The sequence below is a fragment of the Pantoea sp. DY-15 genome, from assembly GCF_019795935.1.
In the GTDB taxonomy this organism is placed as follows: domain Bacteria; phylum Pseudomonadota; class Gammaproteobacteria; order Enterobacterales; family Enterobacteriaceae; genus Pantoea; species Pantoea leporis.
Window position 1 is genome coordinate 556172 of sequence record NZ_JAIMIF010000004.1, and the last position, 24133, is coordinate 580304.

Annotated in this window: 23 protein-coding genes; 15 read left to right on the forward strand and 8 right to left on the reverse strand. The window is 54.3% G+C overall.

Annotated features, from left to right (window positions below):
* Window positions 1-9: 9 nt before the first annotated feature.
* The 13 genes from bamA (at window position 10) to K5Y32_RS17705 (ending at window position 16295) form a co-directional block, all read left to right on the forward strand.
* Window positions 10-2421: an outer membrane protein assembly factor BamA gene (gene bamA / locus K5Y32_RS17645; protein WP_222185315.1), complete on the forward strand. Its 2412-nt coding sequence runs from the start codon at window positions 10-12 to the stop codon at window positions 2419-2421.
* A gap of 95 nt (window positions 2422-2516) precedes the next feature.
* Complete coding sequence (locus K5Y32_RS17650) at window positions 2517-3017, forward strand: OmpH family outer membrane protein (protein ID WP_007893920.1); 501 nt, start codon at window positions 2517-2519, stop codon at window positions 3015-3017.
* Between the two features lie 3 nt (window positions 3018-3020).
* Window positions 3021-4046: a UDP-3-O-(3-hydroxymyristoyl)glucosamine N-acyltransferase gene (gene lpxD, locus K5Y32_RS17655; protein ID WP_110867574.1), complete on the forward strand. Its 1026-nt coding sequence runs from the start codon at window positions 3021-3023 to the stop codon at window positions 4044-4046.
* Between the two features lie 191 nt (window positions 4047-4237).
* On the forward strand, window positions 4238-4693 hold the full coding sequence (fabZ, locus tag K5Y32_RS17660) for a 3-hydroxyacyl-ACP dehydratase FabZ (RefSeq protein ID WP_007893924.1): 456 nt from the start codon (window positions 4238-4240) through the stop codon (window positions 4691-4693).
* A gap of 3 nt (window positions 4694-4696) precedes the next feature.
* Window positions 4697-5485: an acyl-ACP--UDP-N-acetylglucosamine O-acyltransferase gene (gene lpxA, locus K5Y32_RS17665; RefSeq protein ID WP_101762042.1), complete on the forward strand. Its 789-nt coding sequence runs from the start codon at window positions 4697-4699 to the stop codon at window positions 5483-5485.
* A 3-nt stretch (window positions 5486-5488) separates the two neighbouring features.
* Window positions 5489-6637 carry a lipid-A-disaccharide synthase gene (gene lpxB / locus K5Y32_RS17670; protein WP_101762041.1) on the forward strand — a complete coding sequence of 383 codons (1149 nt, stop codon included), beginning with the start codon at window positions 5489-5491 and terminating at the stop codon, window positions 6635-6637.
* Entirely contained in the window at window positions 6630-7256 is a 627-nt protein-coding gene (gene rnhB, locus K5Y32_RS17675; protein ID WP_222185304.1) for a ribonuclease HII, read from the forward strand. The genes lpxB and rnhB overlap by 8 nt, the downstream gene beginning before the upstream one ends.
* Window positions 7257-7287: 31 nt before the next feature.
* Window positions 7288-10770 carry a DNA polymerase III subunit alpha gene (gene dnaE / locus K5Y32_RS17680; RefSeq protein ID WP_101762039.1) on the forward strand — a complete coding sequence of 1161 codons (3483 nt, stop codon included), beginning with the start codon at window positions 7288-7290 and terminating at the stop codon, window positions 10768-10770.
* A 12-nt stretch (window positions 10771-10782) separates the two neighbouring features.
* Window positions 10783-11742 carry an acetyl-CoA carboxylase carboxyl transferase subunit alpha gene (accA, locus tag K5Y32_RS17685; RefSeq protein WP_101762038.1) on the forward strand — a complete coding sequence of 320 codons (960 nt, stop codon included), beginning with the start codon at window positions 10783-10785 and terminating at the stop codon, window positions 11740-11742.
* Between the two features lie 258 nt (window positions 11743-12000).
* Entirely contained in the window at window positions 12001-14151 is a 2151-nt protein-coding gene (locus tag K5Y32_RS17690) for a lysine decarboxylase LdcC (RefSeq protein ID WP_222185305.1), read from the forward strand.
* Window positions 14152-14226: 75 nt separating this feature from the next.
* Complete coding sequence (locus K5Y32_RS17695; protein ID WP_008108470.1) at window positions 14227-14616, forward strand: VOC family protein; 390 nt, start codon at window positions 14227-14229, stop codon at window positions 14614-14616.
* A gap of 54 nt (window positions 14617-14670) precedes the next feature.
* The gene (gene tilS, locus K5Y32_RS17700; protein ID WP_222185306.1) at window positions 14671-15972 is read left to right on the forward strand and encodes a tRNA lysidine(34) synthetase TilS; all 1302 of its coding nucleotides are present in this window, start codon (window positions 14671-14673) and stop codon (window positions 15970-15972) included.
* Window positions 15973-15986: 14 nt separating this feature from the next.
* Window positions 15987-16295 carry a cytochrome c gene (locus K5Y32_RS17705; protein ID WP_222185316.1) on the forward strand — a complete coding sequence of 103 codons (309 nt, stop codon included), beginning with the start codon at window positions 15987-15989 and terminating at the stop codon, window positions 16293-16295.
* A 39-nt stretch (window positions 16296-16334) separates the two neighbouring features.
* Here the strand turns inward: K5Y32_RS17705 and rof are convergent, their stop codons facing one another.
* Window positions 16335-16598: a Rho-binding antiterminator gene (gene rof, locus K5Y32_RS17710; protein ID WP_210080832.1), complete on the reverse strand. Its 264-nt coding sequence runs from the start codon at window positions 16596-16598 to the stop codon at window positions 16335-16337.
* Complete coding sequence (locus K5Y32_RS17715) at window positions 16585-16785, reverse strand: YaeP family protein (protein WP_036622231.1); 201 nt, start codon at window positions 16783-16785, stop codon at window positions 16585-16587. The genes rof and K5Y32_RS17715 overlap by 14 nt, the downstream gene beginning before the upstream one ends.
* A gap of 214 nt (window positions 16786-16999) precedes the next feature.
* Here K5Y32_RS17715 and arfB point away from each other — a divergent pair, with 214 nt between their 5' ends.
* Window positions 17000-17410, forward strand: coding sequence for an alternative ribosome rescue aminoacyl-tRNA hydrolase ArfB (gene arfB, locus K5Y32_RS17720; RefSeq protein WP_101762033.1), 411 nt, complete (start codon window positions 17000-17002; stop codon window positions 17408-17410).
* Between the two features lie 30 nt (window positions 17411-17440).
* Here the strand turns inward: arfB and proS are convergent, their stop codons facing one another.
* The 6 genes from proS to metN form a co-directional block, all read right to left on the reverse strand.
* Window positions 17441-19159, reverse strand: a complete 1719-nt coding sequence (gene proS, locus K5Y32_RS17725; protein ID WP_222185307.1) for a proline--tRNA ligase — start codon at window positions 19157-19159, stop codon at window positions 17441-17443.
* An 89-nt stretch (window positions 19160-19248) separates the two neighbouring features.
* The gene (gene tsaA, locus K5Y32_RS17730; protein WP_192235639.1) at window positions 19249-19956 is read right to left on the reverse strand and encodes a tRNA (N6-threonylcarbamoyladenosine(37)-N6)-methyltransferase TrmO; all 708 of its coding nucleotides are present in this window, start codon (window positions 19954-19956) and stop codon (window positions 19249-19251) included.
* The gene (gene rcsF / locus K5Y32_RS17735) at window positions 19953-20354 is read right to left on the reverse strand and encodes an Rcs stress response system protein RcsF (protein WP_101762030.1); all 402 of its coding nucleotides are present in this window, start codon (window positions 20352-20354) and stop codon (window positions 19953-19955) included. Before rcsF ends, tsaA begins: the two co-directional genes overlap by 4 nt.
* A gap of 129 nt (window positions 20355-20483) precedes the next feature.
* Window positions 20484-21299, reverse strand: a complete 816-nt coding sequence (locus K5Y32_RS17740; RefSeq protein WP_110867582.1) for a MetQ/NlpA family lipoprotein — start codon at window positions 21297-21299, stop codon at window positions 20484-20486.
* A 37-nt stretch (window positions 21300-21336) separates the two neighbouring features.
* Entirely contained in the window at window positions 21337-21990 is a 654-nt protein-coding gene (locus tag K5Y32_RS17745; RefSeq protein WP_222185308.1) for a methionine ABC transporter permease MetI, read from the reverse strand.
* Entirely contained in the window at window positions 21983-23014 is a 1032-nt protein-coding gene (gene metN / locus K5Y32_RS17750) for a methionine ABC transporter ATP-binding protein MetN (protein WP_101762027.1), read from the reverse strand. Before metN ends, K5Y32_RS17745 begins: the two co-directional genes overlap by 8 nt.
* A 187-nt stretch (window positions 23015-23201) precedes the next feature.
* Between metN and gmhB the strand changes: the two genes are divergently transcribed.
* Entirely contained in the window at window positions 23202-23762 is a 561-nt protein-coding gene (gene gmhB, locus K5Y32_RS17755; RefSeq protein WP_110867583.1) for a D-glycero-beta-D-manno-heptose 1,7-bisphosphate 7-phosphatase, read from the forward strand.
* The last annotated feature ends 371 nt before the right edge of the window (window positions 23763-24133 follow it).

Genomic DNA, 24133 nt, shown 5'->3' on the forward strand with positions numbered 1-24133 from the left:
ATAACAACGATGGCGATGAAAAAGTTGCTCATAGCGTCGCTGCTGTTTAGCAGCGCCACCGTTTACGGTGCAGACGATTTCGTAGTGAAGGACATTCATTTCGAAGGTCTCCAGCGAGTCGCCGTCGGCGCGGCTCTGCTCAGCATGCCGGTACGTGTCGGTGATACGGTGAATGACGATGACGTCAGAAACACCATTCGCTCACTGTTCGCCACCGGTAACTTTGAAGATGTGCAGGTTCTGCGTGACGGTACAACCCTGATTGTTCAGGTAAAAGAGCGTCCAACCATTGCCAACATCACTTTCTCCGGCAACAAAGCGGTGAAAGAAGATCAGCTGAAACAGAACCTCGAAGCGTCTGGCGTTCGCGTTGGCGAAGCGCTGGACCGCACCACGCTCTCTTCAATCGAGAAGGGCCTGGAAGACTTCTACTACAGCGTCGGTAAATACACCGCCAGCGTCAAAGCGATTGCTACGCCGCTGCCGCGCAACCGTGTGGATCTAAAGTTCGTCTTCCAGGAAGGCGTTTCAGCGCAGATCCAGCAGATCAACATCGTCGGTAATAAAGCATTTAGCTCTGACGAACTGATCTCGCGCTTCTCACTGCGTGACGAAGTGCCGTGGTGGAACGTGGTGGGCGATCGTAAATACCAGAAACAGAAGTTAGCGGGCGATCTCGAAACCCTGCGCAGCTTCTATCTGGATCGCGGTTATGCGCGTTTCAACATCGATTCCACGCAGGTGAGCCTGACGCCAGATAAGAAAGGCATCTACATCACCGTGAACATCAACGAAGGCGATCAGTACAAGATTGCCGGCGTGATCGTGAACGGCAGCATGGCGGGCCATTCTGCTGAAATCGAAAAGATGACCAGAATTCCAGCGGGTGAGCTGTATAACGGCACCAAAGTCACCCAGATGGAAGATGACATCAAGAAATTGCTGGGTCGCTACGGTTACGCCTATCCGCGCGTAATGACGCAGCCAGAAATCAACGATGCTGACAAAACCGTCAAGCTGCACATCAACGTGGATGCGGGCAACCGTTACTACGTGCGTAAAGTGCGCTTTGAAGGTAACGACACCTCAAAAGATTCAGTGCTGCGCCGTGAAATGCGTCAGATGGAAGGTGCCTGGTTGGGCAGCGACCTCGTCGATCAGGGTAAAGAGCGTCTGAATCGTACCGGTTACTTCGAAACCGTAGATGTGGATACGCAACGTGTTCCGGGTGCACCGGATCAGGTTGATGTGGTCTACAAGGTGAAAGAGCGTAACACCGGTACCTTCAACTTTGGTGTCGGTTACGGTACTGAAAGTGGCGTCAGTTTCCAGGTGGGCGTGACTCAGGAAAACTGGCTCGGCACCGGTAACACCGTTGGCCTTAGCGGTACCAAAAACGATTACCAGACCTATGCTGAGTTCTCACTAACCGATCCGTACTTCACGGTTGACGGTGTGAGCCTTGGCGGTCGTTTGTTCTACAACGACTTTAAGGCCGATAACGCGGATCTGTCTGACTATACCAACAAAAGTTATGGTCTCGACGGTACGCTGGGCTTCCCGGTTAACGAAAATAACACGCTGCGTGTTGGTTTAGGTTACGTGCATAACGACCTGTCCAACATGCGTCCACAGGTTGCAATGTGGCGTTATCTGGATTCGGTCGGTCGCCATCAAGGCTTGAACGATGACGGTGATTTCTCTGCAGATGACTTCACCTTCAACTACGGTTGGACCTATAACACCTTAGACCGTGGCTTCTTCCCAACGCGCGGTAACCGTACCAACCTGAACGGTAAAGTGACGATTCCAGGCTCTGATAACGCGTTCTACAAAGCGACGTTGGATAGCCAGCAATATGTGCCGCTGAACCGCGATGGTACGTGGGTGGTGTTAGGCCGTGGCCGTGTTGGATATGGTGACGGACTTAATGGAAAAGAGATGCCGTTCTATGAGAACTTCTACGGCGGTGGTTCGAGCACGGTTCGTGGCTTCCAGTCCAATACCATTGGTCCTAAAGCTGCGTATCTGAACGATGGCTCGTCAACCTGTAATATCTCTGATCCAAACGGCGTCTGTAAGTCGGATGATGCGGTCGGTGGTAACGCCATGGCGATTGCCAGCCTTGAGCTGATCACGCCAACGCCGTTCCTGAGCGAGAAGTATGCGAATTCCGTGCGTACCTCGGTGTTTATGGATGCCGGTACCGTTTGGGATACTAAATGGCAGAACACCGCGGAAACACGCGCGGCGGGTGTGCCAGATTACAGCGATCCTAATAACATTCGCGTCTCTGCCGGTGTGGCACTGCAGTGGATGTCACCGTTAGGACCGCTGGTATTCTCATACGCCCAGCCGATGAAGAAAGTCGAGGGAGACAAGTCAGAGCAATTCCAGTTTAACATTGGTAAAACCTGGTAAGGCTCTGAGCAGGGAAGTGAAAATACCGTCTTGCACGCGTGCTGCCTGATAATGCGGCACGCTGCAAACACACACGTTGAGGTAAGGAGTTTATAGTGAAAAAGTTGTTCTGTGCTGCTGCTCTGGGTGTTGCATTAGCTGCTTCTGCGGGTGCCCAAGCGGCTGATAAAGTTGCCGTCGTGAACCTGAGCCAGGTTTTCCAGCAGTCTCCGCAGCGTGCCGCTGTTGCTAAACAGCTTGAAGGTGAATTCCAGAGCCGCGCCTCTGACCTCCAGTCTCAGCAGCAGAAGATCCAGCAAGAAATTCAGGATCTGCAGCGTAATGCATCGACCATGAAAGCGAGCGACCGCACCAAGAAAGAGAAGCAAATCTCTTCTGAGCGTGCTGCCTTTGAACAAAAAGCACAGGCTTTTGACAAAGACAACCAAACTCGTCAGATGCAGGAGCGTAACAAGCTGCTGGCTAAAATCCAGACCGCTGTTCAGTCTGTAGCGAAAAGCGAAGGTTACGATCTGGTTCTGGACTCTCAGGCCGTGCTGTACTCTTCTTCTGATGCTAAAGACATCACTGCTGACGTTGTAAAACAGGTTAAATAATTGATGTCATCAATTCGACTGGCTGATTTAGCCCAGCAGTTGGATGCAGAATTGCACGGAGATGGCGATATCGTCATCTCCGGCATTGCTTCTATGCAATCCGCCACAACTGGCCAAATCACTTTTCTTGCAAACAGCCGCTACCGCGAGCAGCTCGCTACTATCCAGGCTTCAGCCGTGGTGCTGACGGAAGCGGATCTGGAGTGGTGTAAAACGGCCGCCCTGGTGGTGAAAAATCCTTACCTGACTTATGCCCGCATGGCACAACTGCTGGACACAACGCCGCAGCCCGCGCAGAATATCGCGCCCAGCGCGGTGATCGATGCAACGGCTAAGCTGGGTAACAACGTTTCGGTAGGCGCAAATGCGGTGATCGAGTCCGGTGTAGAGCTGGGTGACGATGTCGTTATTGGCGCAGGATGTTTTGTTGGTAAGCAGACGCGTATCGGTCGCGGCTCACGTTTGTGGGCTAACGTCACGATTTATCACGAAATCCAGATTGGTCAGGATTGTCTGATTCAGTCCGGCACCGTCATTGGTGCTGATGGTTTCGGGTATGCTAACGATCGCGGCAATTGGGTGAAAATCCCGCAGCTGGGTACCGTAGTGATTGGTGATCGGGTAGAAATTGGTGCCTGTACCACCATCGATCGCGGCGCGCTGGATAACACTCTGATCGGCAATGGTGTTATCATAGATAACCAGTGTCAGATTGCGCACAACGTCGTGATTGGTGATAACACCGCAGTTGCGGGTGGTGTGATCATGGCGGGTAGTCTGAAGATTGGACGTTACTGTATGATCGGCGGCGCCAGCGTCATTAACGGCCATATGGAAATCTGTGACAAAGTGACCGTAACGGGCATGGGCATGGTAATGCGCCCTATCACAGAGCCAGGCGTGTATTCGTCGGGTATTCCACTGCAACCCAACAAAACCTGGCGTAAAACAGCAGCGCTGGTGATGAACATCGATGAAATAAGCAAACGCTTAAAAGCCATCGAACGTAAGGTCGGCAAAGACGACTAAACGCATCCCACGCTACTCGCTTTCATAACAAGAAGTGTACTTTCTTCCACCTTCGGGTCACCCGAGAATGGCAGCAGGTATCGTAAGAAAGCGAAACGCCCCGAACTAATTTGCGGCCTGCGGAAGATCATTTTGATCGGTGCAGGCCGTGTTATTGTTGCCATCAGATTTTTTAGGACAGGAAGAGTATTTTGACTACTGAAACGCATACTCTGAAAATTGAAGAGATTTTAGAACTGCTGCCACACCGCTATCCTTTCTTGCTGGTTGATCGCGTGCTGGATTTTGAAGAGCATAAATATCTGCGCGCGGTGAAGAACGTTTCTGTTAACGAACCGTTTTTCCAGGGACATTTCCCTGGTAAGCCGATTTTCCCAGGCGTTCTGATCCTGGAAGCGATGGCGCAAGCGACCGGTATTCTGGCGTTCAAAAGCGTTGGGAAACTGGAACCAGGCGAACTCTATTACTTCGCTGGTATCGATGAAGCCCGTTTCAAACGTCCGGTTGTGCCGGGCGATCAGATGATCATGGAAGTGACCTTCGAGAAAACCCGTCGTGGTCTGACGCGCTTTAAAGGCGTGGCGACCGTGGACGGTAAAATTGTCTGTGAAGCGACCATGATGTGTGCCCGTAGCCGGGAGGCATAATAAGTGATTGATTCAACCGCCAATATCCATCCCAGTTCTGTCATTGAAGAGGGTGCCGTCATCGGTGCCAATGTTCATATCGGCCCGTTCTGCTTTATCGGCGCTAATGTGGAAATTGGTGAAGGAACCGTACTCAAATCGCACGTGGTGGTGAACGGCCACACGCGTATCGGCAAAGACAATCAGATCTACCAGTTCGCTTCCATTGGTGAAGTGAATCAGGACCTGAAATATGCGGGCGAACCGACGCGCGTTGAAATTGGCGATCGTAACCGCATCCGCGAGAGCGTCACCATTCATCGTGGCACTACGCAGGGCGGCAATGTGACTAAAGTCGGCAGCGATAACCTGCTGATGGTGAATGCTCACATCGCGCATGACTGCGTGATCGGTAATCGCTGCATCTTTGCTAACAATGCCACGCTGGGCGGTCACGTCACCGTTGATGATTTTGCGATTATCGGCGGCATGACGGCGGTACATCAGTGGTGCACCATTGGTGCTCACGTGATGGTTGGCGGTTGTTCAGGCGTCGCGCAGGATGTGCCGCCTTATGTCATTGCGCAGGGCAACCACGCAACGCCATACGGTATCAACATCGAAGGTCTGAAGCGTCGCGGCTTTAGCAAAGAAGCGCTGCATGCCATTCGCAACGCGTACAAACTGCTGTACCGCAGCGGCAAAACGCTGGATGAAGTGAAACCAGAGATTGAAGAGCTGGCGAAACAACACAGCGAAGTGCAGCCTTTCTATGACTTCTTTGCCCGTTCAACGCGTGGATTGATTCGTTAATCCATGTCAGCGCGTCCCCTAACGATTGCCCTGGTCGCCGGAGAAACCTCCGGCGATATTCTTGGTGCAGGTCTCATCCGTGCGTTAAAAGCGCGCCATCCTGATGCGCGCTTTGTTGGCGTGGCCGGTCCGCTGATGCAGGCCGAAGGCTGCGAAGCCTGGTATGAGATGGAAGAGCTGGCGGTGATGGGCATCGTCGAAGTGCTGGGACGCCTGCGGCGTCTGCTGAAAATTCGTCGTGACCTGACGCAGCGCTTCACCGAACTCAAGCCGGATGTGTTCGTGGGCATTGATGCGCCGGATTTCAATATCACGTTGGAAGGTCGCCTTAAGCGCGCGGGCATTCGCACAATTCATTACGTCAGCCCTTCCGTTTGGGCGTGGCGTCAAAAGCGCGTTTTCAAAATCGGCCGCAACACCAATCTGGTGCTGGCATTTCTGCCGTTTGAAAAAGCTTTCTACGATCGCTTTAACGTGCCGTGCCGCTTTATCGGCCACACCATGGCTGATGCGATGCCGTTGCAGCCCGATAAGCTGGCGGCGCGCCGCGAGTTAGGCATTGCTGACGAGGCGATTTGCCTTGGCTTGTTGCCGGGCAGTCGCGGTGCCGAAGTGGAAATGCTCAGCGCCGATTTCCTGCGCGCCGCGCAGCTGCTGCGTCAGCGCTATCCCACGCTGGAAATCGTGGTGCCGCTGGTGAATGCCAAACGCCGCGCGCAGTTTGAGCAGATCAAAGCGCAAGTTGCGCCAGAACTGCCGATGCATTTGCTGGATGGCAAAGGCCGTCAGGCGATGCTGGCCAGCGATGCCGCTATTCTTGCGTCTGGCACCGCCGCGCTGGAGTGCATGCTGGCGAAATGCCCGATGGTGGTCGGTTATCGCATGAAGCCGTCTACTTTTTGGCTGGCAAAACGTCTGGTAAAAACGCCGTACGTTTCCCTGCCAAATCTGCTGGCCGGTCGCGAGCTGGTGAAAGAGTTGCTGCAGGACGAATGCCAGCCCGACGCGCTCGCCGCGGCGCTGGAGCCGTTACTGCACGCTGGCCCTGAGCGCGAAGCGCTACTGAAAACCTTCACCGAACTGCATCAACAGATTCGCTGGAATGCCGATGAGCAGGCGGCGGATGCGGTACTGGAGATCATCAATGGCTGAATTTATCTATCCCAACGCGCAGCGGATTGCTGGCGTTGATGAAGTAGGGCGCGGCCCGCTGGTTGGCGCCGTGGTCACGGCGGCGGTGATCCTCGATCCCGCCAACCCGATTGCCGGACTGGCCGACTCGAAAAAGCTCTCCGAGAAGCGTCGTCTGGCGCTGTATGACGAGATCAAAGAGAAGGCGCTGGCCTGGAGCCTTGGTCGTGCCGAGCCAGAGGAGATCGATCAGCTCAATATTCTGCACGCTACTATGCTGGCGATGCAGCGCGCGGTCGCGGGTTTGCACATTGCTCCGGACTTCGTACTGGTCGATGGTAACCGTTGCCCGGCGCTGCCGATGCCCTCGCAGGCGGTGGTGAAGGGTGATAGCCTGGTGCAAGCGATCAGTGCCGCCTCGATCATCGCAAAAGTCACGCGCGATCGTGAAATGACCGAGCTGGATTTGCTGTTCCCGCAATATGGCTTTGCGCAACACAAAGGCTATCCAACCGCGCTGCACATGGAAAAGCTGACGCAGCACGGCGCCACACCTCATCATCGTCGCAGCTTTGCGCCGGTGCGTAACGCCTTGATTGATGCCGATGTGCTGGCAGCCCGCCAGCCAACTACGCTTTAATAGCCTGACGCTGTTTTAACCGGAAACTGATATGGCTGAACCTCGTTTTATACATCTGCGCGTCCACAGTGATTACTCCATGGTTGATGGTCTGGCGAAAACCGGACCCTTAGTCAAGAAGGCGGCTGCGCTGGGCATGCCGGCGATTGCCATTACCGATTACATCAACCTGTGCGGGCTGGTGCGTTTTTACGGTAGCGCACACGGCGCGGGGATCAAGCCGATTATTGGTGCTGACTTCCAGGTTGCCAGCGAATTGATGGGCGATGAGCTGACGCAGTTAACGCTGCTGGCGGCCAATAACACCGGTTATCAAAACCTGACCTTGCTGATTTCGCGTGCGTATCAGCGCGGTTACGGCATCGCGGGCCCCATCATCGATCGCGACTGGCTGCTGGAATTGGGTGAAGGCCTGATTCTGCTGTCGGGCGGACGTCGCGGCGATGTCGGCCGCAGCCTGCTGCGCGGCAATAGCGCGATGGTAGCGCAGTGTTTGAGCTTCTATCAGGAACACTTCCCGAATCGTTATTACCTCGAATTAATGCGCACCGGTCGCGCCGATGAAGAAGCGTATCTGCATGCCGCCGTCGAGCTGGCGGTTGCCGAAGGCATTCCCGTCGTTGCCACCAACGAAGTGTGCTTCCTGAATGAAGAAGATTTTGATGCGCATGAAATTCGCGTCGCGATTCATGACGGCTACACGCTGGACGATCCCAAGCGTCCGCGCAATTACAGTCCTCAGCAATATATGCGCAGTGAAGAGGAGATGTGCGAGCTGTTCTCGGACATCCCGGAAGCGCTGGAAAATAGCGTAGAGATTGCTAAGCGCTGTAACGTTACGGTGCGCCTCGGCGAATATTTCCTGCCGCAGTTCCCAACCGGTGACATGAGCACCGAAGACTTCCTCGTGGCGAAGTCGCGCGAAGGCCTGGAAGAGCGTATGGAATTCCTCTTCCCGGATCCGGCGGTGCGCGCTGAAAAACGCGTGGAATATGATGAACGTCTGGAGATTGAACTCACCGTTATCAACCAGATGGGCTTCCCCGGCTACTTCCTGATCGTGATGGAGTTTATCCAGTGGTCGAAGGACAACGGCATTCCCGTCGGCCCAGGCCGTGGTTCGGGTGCCGGTTCTTTGGTGGCGTATGCGCTGAAAATTACCGATATCGATCCGCTGGAGTTTGACCTGCTGTTCGAACGCTTCCTGAACCCGGAACGTGTCTCGATGCCCGACTTCGACGTCGACTTCTGCATGGAGAAGCGCGACCAGGTAATCGACCACGTGGCCGATATGTATGGACGCGATGCGGTATCACAGATCATCACATTCGGTACCATGGCGGCAAAAGCGGTTATCCGTGATGTGGGCCGCGTACTCGGCCATCCGTACGGTTTTGTTGATCGTATCTCGAAACTGATCCCGCCGGATCCGGGCATGACGCTGGAGAAAGCCTTCCTGGCTGAACCGCAGCTGCCGGAGATCTACGAGGCTGATGAAGAGGTGAAAGCGCTGATCGACATGGCGCGCAAACTGGAAGGTGTCACGCGTAACGCCGGTAAACATGCTGGTGGTGTGGTGATCTCGCCGACCAAAATCACCGATTTTGCGCCACTGTACTGCGATGAAAACGGGCAATTCCCGGTTACCCAGTTTGATAAGAATGACGTGGAATATGCCGGGCTGGTGAAGTTTGACTTCCTCGGCCTGCGTACGCTTACCATCATCGACTGGGCGCTGAAGATGATTAACCCGCGCCGTGAAAAGCAGGGTTTGCCACCGATTGATATCGCCGCCATTCCGCTGGATGACAAGAAAAGCTTTGATATGCTGCAGCGCTCGGAAACCACGGCGGTGTTCCAGCTTGAATCGCGCGGCATGAAAGATCTGATCAAACGTCTGAAGCCTGACTGCTTCGAAGATATGATCGCACTGGTGGCGCTGTTCCGTCCGGGACCGCTGCAATCGGGCATGGTAGATAACTTCATTGACCGTAAGCACGGTCGCGAAGAGATCTCTTATCCGGATATTCAGTGGCAGCACGAAACCCTGAAGCCGGTGCTGGAGCCGACCTACGGCATCATTCTGTATCAGGAACAGGTGATGCAGATTGCGCAGGTGCTGTCTGGCTACACGCTGGGCGGCGCGGACATGCTGCGTCGTGCGATGGGTAAAAAGAAACCCGAAGAGATGGCGAAGCAGCGTTCGGTGTTCCGGGATGGTGCGGAGAAGATGGGCGTCGACGGCGAACTGTCGATGAAAATCTTCGATCTGGTAGAGAAGTTCGCCGGTTATGGCTTTAACAAGTCGCACTCCGCCGCTTACGCGCTGGTTTCCTATCAAACGTTGTGGCTGAAAGCACACTATCCGGCAGAGTTTATGGCGGCCGTAATGACCGCCGATATGGATAACACCGAGAAAGTGGTTGGCCTGGTCGACGAATGCTGGCGCATGGGCCTTAAAGTTCTGCCGCCAGACATCAACTCAGGTTTGTATCCGTTCCACGTCAATGACGAAGGCGAGATCGTTTACGGCATCGGCGCGATCAAAGGCGTGGGTGAAGGTCCGATCGAAGCGATCATTGATGCGCGTAATGAAGGCGGCTACTTCAAAGAGCTGTTTGATCTCTGCGCGCGCACCGACACCAAAAAGATCAACCGTCGCGTGATGGAAAAACTGATCATGTCGGGCGCGTTCGATCGTCTCGGCCCGCATCGCGCGGCCTTGATGAGCGCGCTTGGCGATGCCTTAAAAGCGGCCGATCAACATGCCAAAGCCGAAGCCATCGGCCAGGCCGATATGTTTGGCGTGTTGGCGGAAGAGCCGGAGCAGGTGGAGAAATCCTACGCCAGCATCACGCCGTGGCCGGAACAAATTCAACTGGATGGCGAACGAGAGACTTTGGGTCTCTATCTTACCGGCCATCCAATTAATCAGTATTTGAAAGAAATTGAGCGTTACGTCGGCGGCATGCGGCTGAAAGACATGCATCCGACAGATCGTGGTAAAGTAACCGTCGCAGCGGGGCTGGTGATTGCCGCCCGCGTGATGGTCACTAAACGCGGCAACCGAATTGGTATTTGTACCATTGACGATCGTTCTGGTCGTCTTGAAGTGATGTTATTTACCGATGCGTTAGATAAATACCAGCAGTTGCTGGAGAAGGACCGTATCCTGATCGTCAGTGGACAGGTCAGCTTTGATGACTTTAGCGGTGGCCTTAAAATGACCGCTCGAGAAGTTATGGACATCGACGAAGCGCGGGAAAAATACGCGCGCGGACTTGCTATCTCGCTGACGGACAGGCAAATTGATGACCAGCTTTTAAACCGTCTCCGCCAGTCTCTGGAGCCTCATCGCTCCGGGACCATTCCGGTGCATCTCTACTATCAGAGAGCCGATGCGCGAGCGAAGCTACGCTTTGGTGCAGCGTGGCGTATTTCGCCCAGCGATCGTTTACTCAACGATTTGCGGTCGTTAGTAGGATCGGAGCAGGTGGAACTGGAGTTTGACTAAAACAGGAACATTATGAGTCTTAATTACCTGGATTTTGAACAGCCAATCGCAGAGCTTGAAGCGAAAATCGACTCGTTAAAATCGATTGGCCGTTCGGATGAGAAACACGATATTAATTTGGATGAGGAAGTGCAGCGTCTGCGCGAAAAAAGCGTTGAGCTGACCCGTAAAATCTTCTCCGATTTAGGCGCATGGCAAGTGGCGCAACTCGCGCGTCATCCGCTGCGTCCTTATACACTGGACTATATCCGCAACGCGTTTGATGATTTCGACGAACTGGCTGGCGATCGTGCTTATGCCGATGATAAAGCGATTGTCGGCGGTATTGCCCGTCTCGACGGTCGTCCAGTGATGATCATTGGTCATCAGAAAGGTCGCGAAACCAAAGAGAAAATCCGTCGTAACTTCGGTATGCCGGCACCAGAAGGCTATCGCAAAGCGCTGCGTCTGATGGAAATGGCTGAACGCTTTAAGATGCCGCTGATCACCTTCATCGACACACCGGGAGCTTATCCGGGCGTGGGTGCGGAAGAGCGCGGTCAGTCTGAAGCGATCGCACGCAACCTGCGTGAAATGTCTGGCCTGAAAATTCCGGTGATTTGTACCGTAATCGGCGAAGGCGGTTCCGGTGGTGCGCTGGCAATCGGCGTGGGCGATAAAGTGAACATGCTGCAGTACAGCACCTATTCGGTGATTTCACCGGAAGGTTGTGCGTCGATCCTGTGGAAAAGCGCCGACAAAGCTCCGCTGGCTGCCGAAGCGATGGGTATCACAGCTGAGCGTCTGAAAGAGCTGAAGCTGATCGATTCCATCATTCCTGAGCCGCTGGGCGGCGCGCATCGTCAACCGGTAGACATGGCGGCTTCTCTTAAGCAGCAGCTGTTAGCGGATCTGGCCGATCTCGATGTGCTGAGCACCGAAGAGTTGCTCAACCGTCGCTATCAGCGCCTGATGAACTACGGCTACGCTTGATACATCAGAGCTAAGCAAGAAGCGGACCTCGGTCCGCTTTTTTTATGTCTGCTGATCGGTAATTTCGCATTGGTCGCCATAAATGGCGCCCCTACAAAACCGCACCGTCTTCCGTAGGGTCGCCATTAATGGCGACCTTTTCTGGCCTCAGCACACAACCCAAAGCGCTATGAAGCTCAACAGCAGAGCATTCCAGGTTTATCCGCGCGCGCTTTTCGCTATCCTTATTCATTGCCACAACACCACAGGAGGTGAGCATTGAATATTATTGCGATCATGGGACTGCACGGCGCTTTCTACAAAGATGAGCCTATTCGCGAACTGGATGCTGCCCTCAAGCTGCAAGGCTTCCAAACCGTTTACCCCAATAATGCCAGCGACCTGCTGAAGTTGATTGAACACAATCCGCGTATCTGCGGTGTGATTTTTGACTGGGACGATTACAGTCTGGCGCTGTGTAGCGACATCAATCAGCTTAATGAATATCTGCCGCTCTATGCCTTCATCAACACCCATTCGCAGATGGATGTCAGCATCAACGAGATGCGCATGGCGCTGCACTTCTTCGAGTATGCCCTGAGCGCTGCCGATGACATCGCGCTGCATATTCGTCAGTACACCGATGAGTACATCGATAACATCACGCCGCCGCTAACTAAAGCGTTGTTCACCTACGTCAAAGAGGGCAAATACACCTTCTGCACGCCGGGTCACATGGGCGGCAGCGCCTTCCAGAAAAGCCCGGTGGGCAGCCTGTTTTATGACTTCTTTGGCTCGAACACCTTAAAAGCGGATGTCTCGATCTCGGTCACGGAATTGGGTTCATTGCTCGATCACACCGGCCCGCATCTGGAAGCGGAGGAGTACGTCGCGCGCACCTTTGGCGCCGAGCAAAGCTATATGGTGACCAACGGCACCTCGACCTCGAACAAAATCGTCGGCATGTATGCGGCTCCATCGGGCAGCACGGTGCTGATTGACCGCAACTGCCATAAATCGCTGACCCATTTGCTGATGATGAGCGACATCATCCCAATCTGGCTCAAACCGACGCGAAACGCGCTCGGCATTCTGGGCGGCATTCCGCAGCGCGAGTTTACGCGTGACAGCATCCAGCAAAAGGTCAACGGCACGCCGCGTGCCAGCTGGCCGGTGCATGCGGTGATTACCAACTCAACCTACGATGGCCTGCTGTACAACACGCAGTTCATCAAACAGACGCTGGATGTGCCATCGATCCACTTTGATTCTGCGTGGGTGCCGTACACCAATTTCCATCCGATCTATGCCGGTAAAAGCGGCATGAGTGGCGATCGTATTTCCGGCAAAGTGATCTATGAAACGCAATCGACGCACAAACTGCTGGCGGCGTTCTCGCAGGCTTCGCTGATTCACATCAAAGGTGATTACGACGAGCACACCTTCAACGAAGCCTACATGATGCATACCACCACCTCGCCGAGCTACGCGATTGTCTCGTCGATTGAAACCGCGGCGGCGATGCTGCGCGGCAATCCGGGTAAGCGACTGATCAACCGCTCGGTTGAACGTGCGCTGCATTTTCGTCGTGAGATTCAGCGCTTGCGGGAAGAGTCTGACGGCTGGTTCTTTGATATCTGGCAGCCGGAGCAGGTCGATCAGGCCGAATGCTGGCCTATCCAGCCGGGCGAGGAGGATTGGCACGGTTTCACCCATGCCGATCGCGATCATATGTATCTCGATCCGATCAAAGTCACCATTCTGACGCCGGGCATGAGCGAGCTGGGTAACATGGCGGAAGAGGGCATTCCAGCCGCGCTGGTGGCGAAGTTCCTCGATCAACGCGGCATCGTGGTGGAGAAAACCGGGCCATACAATCTGCTGTTCCTGTTCAGCATCGGCATTGATAAAACAAAAGCGATGAGCGTGCTGCGTGGGCTGACGGAGTTTAAGCGCGCATACGATCTCAACCTGCGGGTGAAAAACATGCTGCCGGATCTCTACGCTGAAGATCCCGACTTCTACCGCAACATGCGTATTCAAACGCTGGCGCAGGGCATTCATCAGTTGATCCTGCAACACGATCTGCCGCGCCTGATGTTGAAAGCGTTCGACGTGCTGCCGGAGATGAAGATGACGCCGCATCAGGCATTTCAGCGCCAGGTAAAAGGTCAGGTGGAAACGGTGGATATTCGCGAGCTGGTGGGGCGCATTTCCGCCAACATGATTCTGCCGTATCCGCCTGGCGTGCCGGTGGTGATGCCGGGCGAGATGATCACCGAAGAGAGCCGTTCCGTACTCGATTTTCTGCTGATGCTATGCACCATCGGCCGGCACTATCCCGGCTTCGAGACCGACATTCACGGTGCGACGTTGACGGACGATGGGCGCTATCTGGTGCGCGTATTGCGTGAAGATGATGAAGGCTAACTTAGGACAATCACCTCTTTTCATCGTCGCATTTGCCACGTAGGGTAAGCGGCTTATGTGAAAACCGGAGTCGCTATGCTGCAGATTAAACAGATCCATCACATCGCCATTATTGCCACCGATTATCAGCGCAGTAAGGCGTTTTATTGTGATGTGCTGGGCTTTGAATTGTTGGGTGAATATTACCGCGCCGAGCGTGACTCGTGGAAAGGCGATCTTGGCCTGAATGGGGTTTATACCATCGAACTGTTCTCTTTCCCCTCGCCGCCACCACGCGTTAGTGGACCGGAAGCCTGCGGCCTGCGTCATCTGGCGTTTTGCGTTGAGGATGTTGAGCAGTCCATAGCGGCGCTGGCGGAGAAGGGCGTGACGTGTGAGCCGATTCGTATCGATGCGTTAACCGGTAAAGCCTGCACCTTCTTCCCCGATCCGGATGGTTTGCCGCTGGAGCTGTATCAGGCGTAAACTAGCGTCCGCCGCGAGCCGCAATTCGGTGGCTCGCCCGGACGGAACGCGCTCATGTCTTTATCTCATCTTGCTTCGCTGCTGACACCCGACGCTGGCTATGTGCTGGCGTTCAGCGGCGGACTTGATTCCACCGTGCTACTGCATCAATTGGTCTGCTGGCAACGTCAGCAGCCAGCGCTACGCGTGCGCGCGTTACACGTCCATCATGGTCTTAGCCCGAATGCCGATAGCTGGGCGCTGCATTGCCAGCAAGTTTGCCAGCAGTGGCAGATTCCCTGTGAAGTGCTGCATGTGCAGGTTGATGGCCGCGCCAACGGCATTGAAGCGGCTGCCCGCGAAGCACGCTATCAGGCGCTGTTTCAGCATCTGCAACCCGGTGAACACTTACTTACCGCTCAGCACCTTGACGATCAGGCGGAAACGCTGCTGCTGGCGTTAAAACGCGGCAGCGGACCGGCGGGTTTGGCCGCGATGCCGCTGCAGCGCAGCGTGGGTGAACATTGGCATCTGCGTCCGTTGCTCGACGTTAGCCGTCAGCAGCTGGAAAACTATGCTGCCGAGCATCAACTGCGCTGGATTGAAGATGAAAGCAACACCGATAGCCGCTATGACCGCAACTTCCTGCGTCAGCAGATTCTGCCGCAGCTGCAGGCACGCTGGCCGCACTTCAGTGCCGCCAGTGCACGCAGCGCCGCGCTCTGTGGCGAGCAGGAGCAACTGCTCGACGAGTTGCTGGCGGAACAGCTGGCGCAGCTTAGCGATGCACAGGGCGCGCTGCACTTCCCGCCGTTAATGAACATGAGCGAAGCGCGGCGTCATGCGCTGTTACGCCGCTGGATTGCTCAACAAGGCGGCGCGATGCCTTCGCGCGAGGCATTAAAACGTATCACCGATGAAGTCATCAACAGCCGTGAAGACGCCAAACCTTGTTTGCGCTTCGGCGCTTTTGAGCTACGCCGCTATCGCCAGCAACTCTATTGGTTAACGCCGCAGCCATCACTTAGTCAGCACTTGCTAACCTGGCAAGACCGCACGCAGCCGCTTAATTTACCCGCTGGTTTAGGTTCGCTGCACGCGAATGCGTGGATTGCCGAGCTGCGCCAGCCTGCAGCGGATGAAGCGATCACGATCCGCTTCCAGGCGCAGGGTTATTATCATATACAGGGGCGCGCAGGTGGCCGCGAGATGAAGAAGCTGTGGCAAGAGCTGGGCATTGCGCCCTGGCTGCGTGAACGTATCCCGTTGATTTACTTTAACCAGACGCTAATTAGCGCGCCGGGGCTGTTTATCACCCGCGAAGGCGCGGCCAGCCATGAGCAAGGCTGGCAGGCGATCTGGTTACCACAACAATAAAATGGAGAGCAATGATGAAACTTTGGCTGACAGCGATGTTATTCGCTGCGGCGCTGCCGGCGTTGGCCGACGGCGATGTGAACGCGGGCGCGCAAAAAGCGGCAAGCTGCATGGCGTGTCACGGTGCGGAAGGCAAAAGCGCCGTGCCGCTCTATCCCAATCTGGCCGGGCAACATGCGCCTTATCTGCTCCATTCACTGCAAGCTTATAAAAAAGGCGAGCGGAGCGGCGGCCAGGCGGAAGTGATGAAAGCGTTTGTGGCGGGATTGAGCGATCAGGATATGGCAGATTTATCAGCGTATTACAGTTCGTTAAAACCTTAAGCGAGGTGGGCGGGATGTGGTTCCCGCCCGAGAGAGGTTTTACTCGTCTTCGCTGACGATGACGGTGCCCAGCTCCGGATGTGTGAAGCTGGCGATGTGGTCGAGCCGCACTTCGCGGGTCTCGCCTGAGAGATCGACGGCAAGGTACTCGACGTTTTTACGTGAGACCATGTCCACGGCTTTCGCCTTGAGCTGATCGCCGTTTTTTAACTCTAACGACAGCGTCCAGTGTTTTTGGCAGGCGAGTTCAAGGTTGTCGTAATCATCGCAGTTGATGGGTTTGTAGGCTTCATTCGTCAACATAGTCGCTCACCAATAAGTTTGCAGCGGCATACGCTGCTTGTTCCCTGAGAGAAGAGTTTAGCGCAGAATCAGCGGCAATATCGTTGAGAGCCTTCAACGCACAACCTATGGCGTCTGGCACATACCCAAGGTCGCCGCTACCAATTTCGGCATACTTCTGGCGAACTAACTCACAATACTTTTGCACATACACCTCCTCAGCAGAGTTGATACTCTGGATGATAGGCGACTATATCACAGGAATTTCATCGAAATCAGCCCGGTCGTCACGGGAATGATGCAAGCAAATGGGCAAAAGTGACATTTCGCGCTGGTCTTATGCATTCAGCGTGCGCACAAAAGGTTAAGTTGATGAACAGGTTATTACGCGACGCAACGTCGAGCCAAACGGTAGGTGACAGATGATTGTGCTGTCTCGATCGCTTTCACTTGCAGATAATGAAGTGGAACTCAGTGCCATCCGTGCGCAAGGTGCCGGTGGCCAGCATGTGAATAAAACGTCGACGGCGATTCACCTGCGATTTGATATTCATGCCTCATCGCTGCCGCCGTTTTATAAAGAGCGGCTGCTGGCGGCAAGCCATCATTTGATTACCGCGGAAGGCGTGGTGATCATCAAAGCACAGGAACATCGCAGCCAGGAAATGAATCGGGAAGCGGCCGTGCAGCGGCTGATAAATCTGATTCGGGAGTTAACCACGGTGGAAAAAGTGCGGCGTGCGACCAAACCGACGCACGGCTCTAAAGTGAGGCGGCTGGAAGGTAAAACGCGGCGCAGTAACGTGAAGGCGATGCGCGGAAAGGTGCAATAAAAAACGCCTCCGGCTGGAGGCGTTTTAGCGTTACTTGTTGAGTGCTTTCACCAGGAAGTCGACGATGTCATGTTGCTTAATCATCTGCTTCTCGCTGGCGGTACGCGCCTTGTACTCAATCTCTTCGTTATCGAGATTACGATCGCCAATTACGATGGTGTGCGGCACGCCAATCAGCTCCATATCCGCGAACATCACGCCTGGACGCTCTTTACGGTCATCCAGAATCACGTCAATGCCTTTGGCACGCAGCGTGTTGTACAGCTCTTCAGCCAACTGCTGCACACGGAAAGATTTGTGCATATTCATTGGCAGAATTGCCACTTCAAACGGTGCCAATGCCGCAGGCCAGATGATACCGCGCTCGTCGTTGTTCTGCTCAATCGCAGCCGCCACAACGCGCGTAATACCAATGCCGTAGCAACCCATGGTCATCACCTGGTTACGACCATCTTCGCCCTGTACCGCCGCTTTCATCGCTTCGGAATACTTGGTACCCAGCTGGAAGATGTGGCCGACTTCGATACCGCGCTTAATCAGCAGCGTGCCTTTGCCGTCTGGGCTTGGATCGCCTTCCACTACGTTACGGATATCTTCCACACGAGGTTCTGGCAGATCGCGTCCCCAGTTGATGCCGCTCAAATGCTTGCCATCAATGTTCGCGCCAGCGCAGAAGTCGCTGGTTTTCGCCACGGTACGATCGGCGATCACTGGCATGGTCAAACCGACCGGGCCAAGCGAGCCTGGACCGGCACCCAGCAGCGCGCGAATCTGTTCTTCGCTCGCCATCTCCAGCGGTTCAGCGACGATATCCAGCTTCTCCGCTTTAATTTCGTTCAGCTGATGATCGCCGCGCAGCAGCAGGGCAACCAGCGTGTGGCCGCTCTCTTCGGTGGCTTTGACGAACAGCGTCTTAACGGTTTTCTCAATCGGCAACTGATGTTGCTCAACCAGCTCGGCGATAGTTTTGGCGTTTGGCGTATCGAACTGCGTCATGGCTTCTGTGGCCTGCGGACGCTCGCCAGCCGGCGCTAAGGCTTCGGCTTTCTCAATGTTGGCCGCGTAATCAGATTCGCTGGAGAAGATCACGTCATCTTCACCGCTCAGCGCCAGCACCTGGAATTCATGTGATGCGCTGCCGCCGATAGAACCGGTGTCAGCTTGTACGGCGCGGAAATCCAGGCCCATACGGCTGAAGCTCTGGCTGTAGGCGCGGTACATCGCGTCGTAGGTTTCCTGCAGCGATTCCTGCGTGGTGTGGAACGAGTAAGCATCTTTCATGATGAACTCGCGTGAACGCATCACACCAAAACGCGGGCGCACTTCATCGCGGAATTTGGTCTGGATCTGATACAGATTGAGCGGCAGCTGTTTATAAGAGCTCAGCTCGTTGCGGATCAAATCGGTGACCACTTCTTCGTGGGTTGGACCCAGCACGAAGGGACGCTCGTGACGATCTTTAATGCGCAGCAGTTCCGGGCCGTACTGCTCCCAACGGCCGCTCTCTTCCCACAGATCGGCAGGCTGGACAACCGGCATGGAGATCTCAATCGCACCGGCGTTGTTCATCTCTTCACGCACGATGTTTTCAACTTTTCGCAACACGCGAATCCCGGTCGGCAACCAGGTGTAGAGACCGGAAGCCAGTTTGCGGATCATGCCGGCGCGCAGCATCAGCTGGTGGCTGATCACTTCTGCATCGGAAGGTGTCTCCTTCAGAGTGGAGAGCAGATATTGAGTAGTACGCATTGATTACGATTCCAGTTATACGGAAGGAAACTGACAAAATTTTTCTGGCGGCTAGTGTACCAGCGAGATCAATCACTCAAAAGCGGGTTTTAACGGGGATCGAGGGCGATCACCTCGGTTCCTGCCTCATCAATGCGCCAGCGCACGTTAAAGTCGAGTAGCCAGGCGGCATATTCACGATCTTCCGTCTCACCTTTACGGTAAGCCGGGCGCGGATCCTGTGCCAGCACTTCGCTAATGAAACGCGCTAGCTGCGGATGGGTTTTCTGCTGCAGCTGAAGCTGGCTCTGCGCCAGCGGCGAAAAGCGCACCGGCATGGTGGCATCAGGCGCCGCCTGCGCAAACCCGGCGCGCGCATCAGGCAGCGCTTCGGCGAACGGCAGATAAGGTTTGATATCCACCACCGGCGTGCCATCGACTAAATCGAGGCTGCCGAGCTGCAAGATCACCTGCTGCTTCTCGCAGCGAATGCCTTTTAACTCAACCAGCGACATGCCGATAGGATTGGGGCGGAAGGTTGAACGGGTGGCAAACACGCCCATACGCGCATTGCCACCGAGGCGCGGGGGACGCACGGTCGGACGCCAGCCACCTTCCATCGTTTGGTGGAACACAAACAGCACCCACAAATGACTAAACGCTTCCAGCCCGCGCACCGCTTCCGGCTGATTGTAAGGTGGTAGCAGATGCAGCTCGCCGCCGCCATCCTGCACCAGACCGGGCTGGCGCGGGACGGCAAACTTCTCTTTCCACGGCGAACGAATTACGCCGATTTGCGCAAAGGCAAACTCACTCATTGATTCGATACTTTCAGTGCGGAGCCCTGGCAAATGGCCTGGCGATAGCATCCCGGCGTGCTGGTGACAATTTCGCACTTATGCAGCAGGACGGCGTTGGCTTTCATGCCGGCTGCGCGAATCTGCAGGCGCTTGCGCGCGGTGTTGATGTTAGGAGGCGAATCCTGGCTGCTGCTCTGGCAATCTTCAGCGGAGACTTCGCCCAAATCGCGGAACGGGTTGCTGACCAGATCGGTCGCATCGGTGTAGATCTTCACCGGCGCGGGACGTGGAGTCGGTTTACGTTGTGGTTCGCTGGATGCCTGTTGCGGACGAGAAGGAGCACTGCTTATCGGGTGATATTCGCGCACACACCCGGTTAGCATCAATGCTAACAAGCAGAGCGGTAAAAAACGCATGGCAACATCCTCAAGTAATAAAAAAGTGGCGTTATTGAAACAAGGACGACAATAAATAACAAGTCAGGTGCAATTTATGGCAAAAGAAAGGGCGGCCGAAGCCGCCCTGCAAGGTATGAAAGGTGAACATTACCAGCCTTTCACTGCGCCGCCGTTGAAGATCTTGTTGGCCGCTTCAGACACTTCGTCTGATTGGTAAGCCTGCACAAACTTCTTCACGTTCTCAGCGTCTTTGTTGTCTTCACGGCTAACAATCAGGTTCACGTAAGGTGAATCTTTGTCTTCCACGAAGATGCCATCTTTCGCTGGCGTCAGACCAATCTGGCTGGCGTACGTGGTGTTGATCACCGCCAGTGCGATCTGCTGATCGTCAAGTGAACGTGGCAGCTGCGGCGCTTCCAACTCAACAATCTTCAGCTTTTTCGGGTTCTCAGTGATATCCAGTGAGGTTGGCAGCAGGCCAACGCCATCTTTCAGTTTGATCAGGCCGACTTTCTGCAGCAGCAGCAGTGAACGTCCCAGGTTGGTTGGATCGTTCGGGATAGCAACCTGTGAACCGTCCTGCAGTTCATCCAGTGATTTGATTTTCTTCGAGTAGCCGGCGATTGGGTAAACGAAGGTGTTGGCTACGATGGCCAGCTTGTAACCGCGATCTTTGATCTGCTGATCCAGATACGGCTTGTGCTGGAAGGCGTTAACGTCAATATCACCTTTGCTCAGCGCTTCGTTTGGCAGCACGTAATCGTTAAAGGTCACCAGCTCAACGTCGAGGCCATATTTTTCTTTCGCCACTTTCACTGCAGTTTCAGCAACCTGCTGTTCAGCGCCGACAATAACACCCACTTTAATGTGGTTTGGATCTTTTGCTTTCTGATCGCATCCTGCCAACGCAATTGCGCCAATCAGAGCACCCACAGCGGCAATCTTTTTAAATGTAAAAGACATATCCTTTCCTTAATAGAGGACTATTGATGTTGCTTGCTTACTTATGGGACACAGCACGTACAATGCGGTCGCCACAGAATTGGATTAAATAGACCAGCACAACCAGCAAAACCAGCACGGTGTTCATTACGGTGGCGTTATAGCCAATGTACCCGTATTGATAGCCAATCTGGCCCAAACCGCCTGCGCCAACCGCTCCGCCCATTGCGGAGTAGCCAACCAGCGTAATCAGGGTAATTGTAGCGGCATTCACCAGACCTGGCAGCGCTTCCGGCAGCAGGACTTTACGCACGATCTGCAGCGGCGTGGCGCCCATGGCGCGAGATGCTTCGATCAATCCGGTTGGCAGTTCCAGCAGGGCGTTTTCCACCATACGTGCAATAAACGGCGCGGCGCCGATGGTTAGCGGCACAATCGCGGCTTGCAGGCCAATCGAGGTGCCGACAATGGCGCGGGTGAATGGAATCATCCATACCAGCAGGATAATGAACGGAATCGAACGGAAGATATTCACCAGCGCGGACAGCACGCGATAAAGCGCGTTGTTGGCCAGAATCTGGCCGGGACGCGTCACATACAGCAGCACGCCAATCGGAAGACCGAGGACAAAACCAAAGAAACCAGAGACGAAGGTCATCATCAGCGTTTCCCAGACGCCACGCGTCAGTAACCACATCATCGCTTCAGACATAACCCAACACCTCTACTTTCACATGATTTTCTTTCAGCCAGGCAATCGCGGCTTGTGTATCTGTTTCACTGCCATCCATCTCAGCCAGCATGATGCCGAACTTCACGCCGCCGGCGTAATCCATCTGCGCACTGATGATGTTGTTATTAACGTTAAAGCGTCGAGCCGATTCTGACAGTAGCGGAGCATCCACCGATTTGCCGGTGAACTCCAGACGCAGCAGCGGCACGCTATCAGCTGTTGGCTGTGGCGCCATGCGTTGCTGGTAGTCGTCGGGGATATCCAGATGCAGCGTCGATTGAATGAATTGTTGCGCCAGCGGCGTTTTCGGATGCGAAAACACTTCGCTCACGCTATCTTTTTCAATTAACTCACCATTGCTGATCACCGCAACCTGATCGCAGATGCGTTTCACCACATCCATTTCATGGGTGATCAACAGAATGGTAATGCCCAGACGACGGTTAATGTCCTTAAGCAGCTCCAGAATTGAACGCGTGGTTGCAGGATCCAGTGCGCTGGTAGCTTCATCACACAGCAGCACCTTAGGATTGCTCGCCAGTGCGCGGGCAATTGCAACACGCTGCTTTTGTCCGCCAGAGAGATTCGCTGGCCAGCTATCATGCTTGTCTGATAATCCCACCAGATCCAGCAATTCGCTAACGCGCTTCTTTATCTGTTCGCGCGAAAGATTGCCTAACTCTAATGGCAGCGCCACGTTACCGGAGACGGTGCGGGAGTTCATCAGATTAAAGTGCTGGAAAATCATGCCAATCTGGCGGCGTGCCAGCGTCAATTGACCAGAAGAAAGGGTGGTTAATTCCTGGCCATCAACCAGCACGCGTCCGGAGGTTGGGCGCTCCAGCAGATTGACGCAGCGAATCAGGGTACTTTTACCGGCTCCAGAGGAACCGATGACGCCATAGATCTGTCCAGCAGGCACGTGCAGGCTGACGTTGGACAGCGCCTGAATGGTGCGTGAGCCTTGCTGGAACACTTTGGTGATATTTTCGAGTTTAATCATTAGTTTATTTATTATCGTGTTGCATAGTCCGTGGTGTATCGGGCTTCACTCAGCAGGGCTGTGCGAAATTTGGATGGATGTTAAGGCATCCAGACGGCTAAATCAATGGAAGTCATTCAAACTGCCATTCTCTCGCTATACGCAATCATGCGATACTTAGCGACACATTTTCAGCAGGAGTTTCTACGTGGCGAACAAAGTCCCGGCTATTTTTCTTGATCGTGATGGCACATTGAATGTTGATCACGGCTATGTTCATGAAATCGATAATTTCGAATTTATTGATGGCACCATCGAAGCGCTACAGGCGTTAAAGAAGATGGGCTATGCGCTGGTACTGGTGACTAACCAGTCGGGCATTGCGCGTGGCATGTTTACCGAAGACCAGTTTATGCAACTCACAGAATGGATGGATTGGTCGCTGGCCGATCGTGATGTTGATTTGGATGGCATCTATTTCTGTCCGCATTTGCCAGATGCCACGGTAGAAGCGTATCGCCAGCAGTGTGATTGCCGTAAGCCGCAGCCGGGCATGTTGCTCTCCGCGCAGCAGCATCTGGATATCGATATGGCTTCTTCTTATATGGTAGGCGACAAATTAGAAGATATGCAGGCGGCGTTAGCAGCGGGGGTGGGTACCAAAGTGCTGGTGCGTAGTGGCAAGCCGGTAACGGCAGAAGGGGAAGCAGTGGCGGATTGGGTGATTAACAGTCTGGCAGAGCTGCCAGCACGCATCAAAAAGGCCTGAAAACGGGTCTTTTGCGCAAATTTCAAGCGAACAGCAAAAAACTTGAAATTTGCACTTGTCAGCTCCGAATAACTCCCTATAATGCGCCACCACTGAGACGGCAAAGCGGCAACGCAGACGGCTCAGCTGGGAGTGAAGAAATTCATCCCGCCGGATGAAAGCGCTGAAAAAAGTGTTTGACTCCGAAGGAGAGTAGCGTAGTATACGCCACCTCGCGACAGGCGGCTCAGCCGCTGTTCGCAACGCTCTTTAACAATTTATCAGACAATCTGTGTGGGCACTCGCAGGATTGATATCAGCGTCTCCGGACGCAACAAAATATCAAAGCCTCACGAGTGAACACATAATGAAATTCATTATGACGTTTTACA

What these genes read in the sequence shown, in the direction of transcription:
- metN (WP_101762027.1), bottom strand. Translation starts at nt 23,014, where the DNA reads ATGATTAAACTCGAAAATATCACCAAAGTGTTCCAGCAAGGCTCACGC.
- K5Y32_RS17695 (WP_008108470.1), top strand. Translation starts at nt 14,227, where the DNA reads ATGCTGCAGATTAAACAGATCCATCACATCGCCATTATTGCCACCGAT.
- lpxD (WP_110867574.1), top strand. Translation starts at nt 3,021, where the DNA reads ATGTCATCAATTCGACTGGCTGATTTAGCCCAGCAGTTGGATGCAGAA.
- K5Y32_RS17745 (WP_222185308.1), bottom strand. Translation starts at nt 21,990, where the DNA reads ATGTCTGAAGCGATGATGTGGTTACTGACGCGTGGCGTCTGGGAAACG.
- arfB (WP_101762033.1), top strand. Translation starts at nt 17,000, where the DNA reads ATGATTGTGCTGTCTCGATCGCTTTCACTTGCAGATAATGAAGTGGAA.
- rof (WP_210080832.1), bottom strand. Translation starts at nt 16,598, where the DNA reads ATGTTGACGAATGAAGCCTACAAACCCATCAACTGCGATGATTACGAC.
- dnaE (WP_101762039.1), top strand. Translation starts at nt 7,288, where the DNA reads ATGGCTGAACCTCGTTTTATACATCTGCGCGTCCACAGTGATTACTCC.
- rcsF (WP_101762030.1), bottom strand. Translation starts at nt 20,354, where the DNA reads ATGCGTTTTTTACCGCTCTGCTTGTTAGCATTGATGCTAACCGGGTGT.
- rnhB (WP_222185304.1), top strand. Translation starts at nt 6,630, where the DNA reads ATGGCTGAATTTATCTATCCCAACGCGCAGCGGATTGCTGGCGTTGAT.
- proS (WP_222185307.1), bottom strand. Translation starts at nt 19,159, where the DNA reads ATGCGTACTACTCAATATCTGCTCTCCACTCTGAAGGAGACACCTTCC.
- accA (WP_101762038.1), top strand. Translation starts at nt 10,783, where the DNA reads ATGAGTCTTAATTACCTGGATTTTGAACAGCCAATCGCAGAGCTTGAA.
- tsaA (WP_192235639.1), bottom strand. Translation starts at nt 19,956, where the DNA reads ATGAGTGAGTTTGCCTTTGCGCAAATCGGCGTAATTCGTTCGCCGTGG.
- K5Y32_RS17740 (WP_110867582.1), bottom strand. Translation starts at nt 21,299, where the DNA reads ATGTCTTTTACATTTAAAAAGATTGCCGCTGTGGGTGCTCTGATTGGC.
- lpxB (WP_101762041.1), top strand. Translation starts at nt 5,489, where the DNA reads ATGTCAGCGCGTCCCCTAACGATTGCCCTGGTCGCCGGAGAAACCTCC.
- tilS (WP_222185306.1), top strand. Translation starts at nt 14,671, where the DNA reads ATGTCTTTATCTCATCTTGCTTCGCTGCTGACACCCGACGCTGGCTAT.
- K5Y32_RS17705 (WP_222185316.1), top strand. Translation starts at nt 15,987, where the DNA reads ATGAAACTTTGGCTGACAGCGATGTTATTCGCTGCGGCGCTGCCGGCG.
- bamA (WP_222185315.1), top strand. Translation starts at nt 10, where the DNA reads ATGGCGATGAAAAAGTTGCTCATAGCGTCGCTGCTGTTTAGCAGCGCC.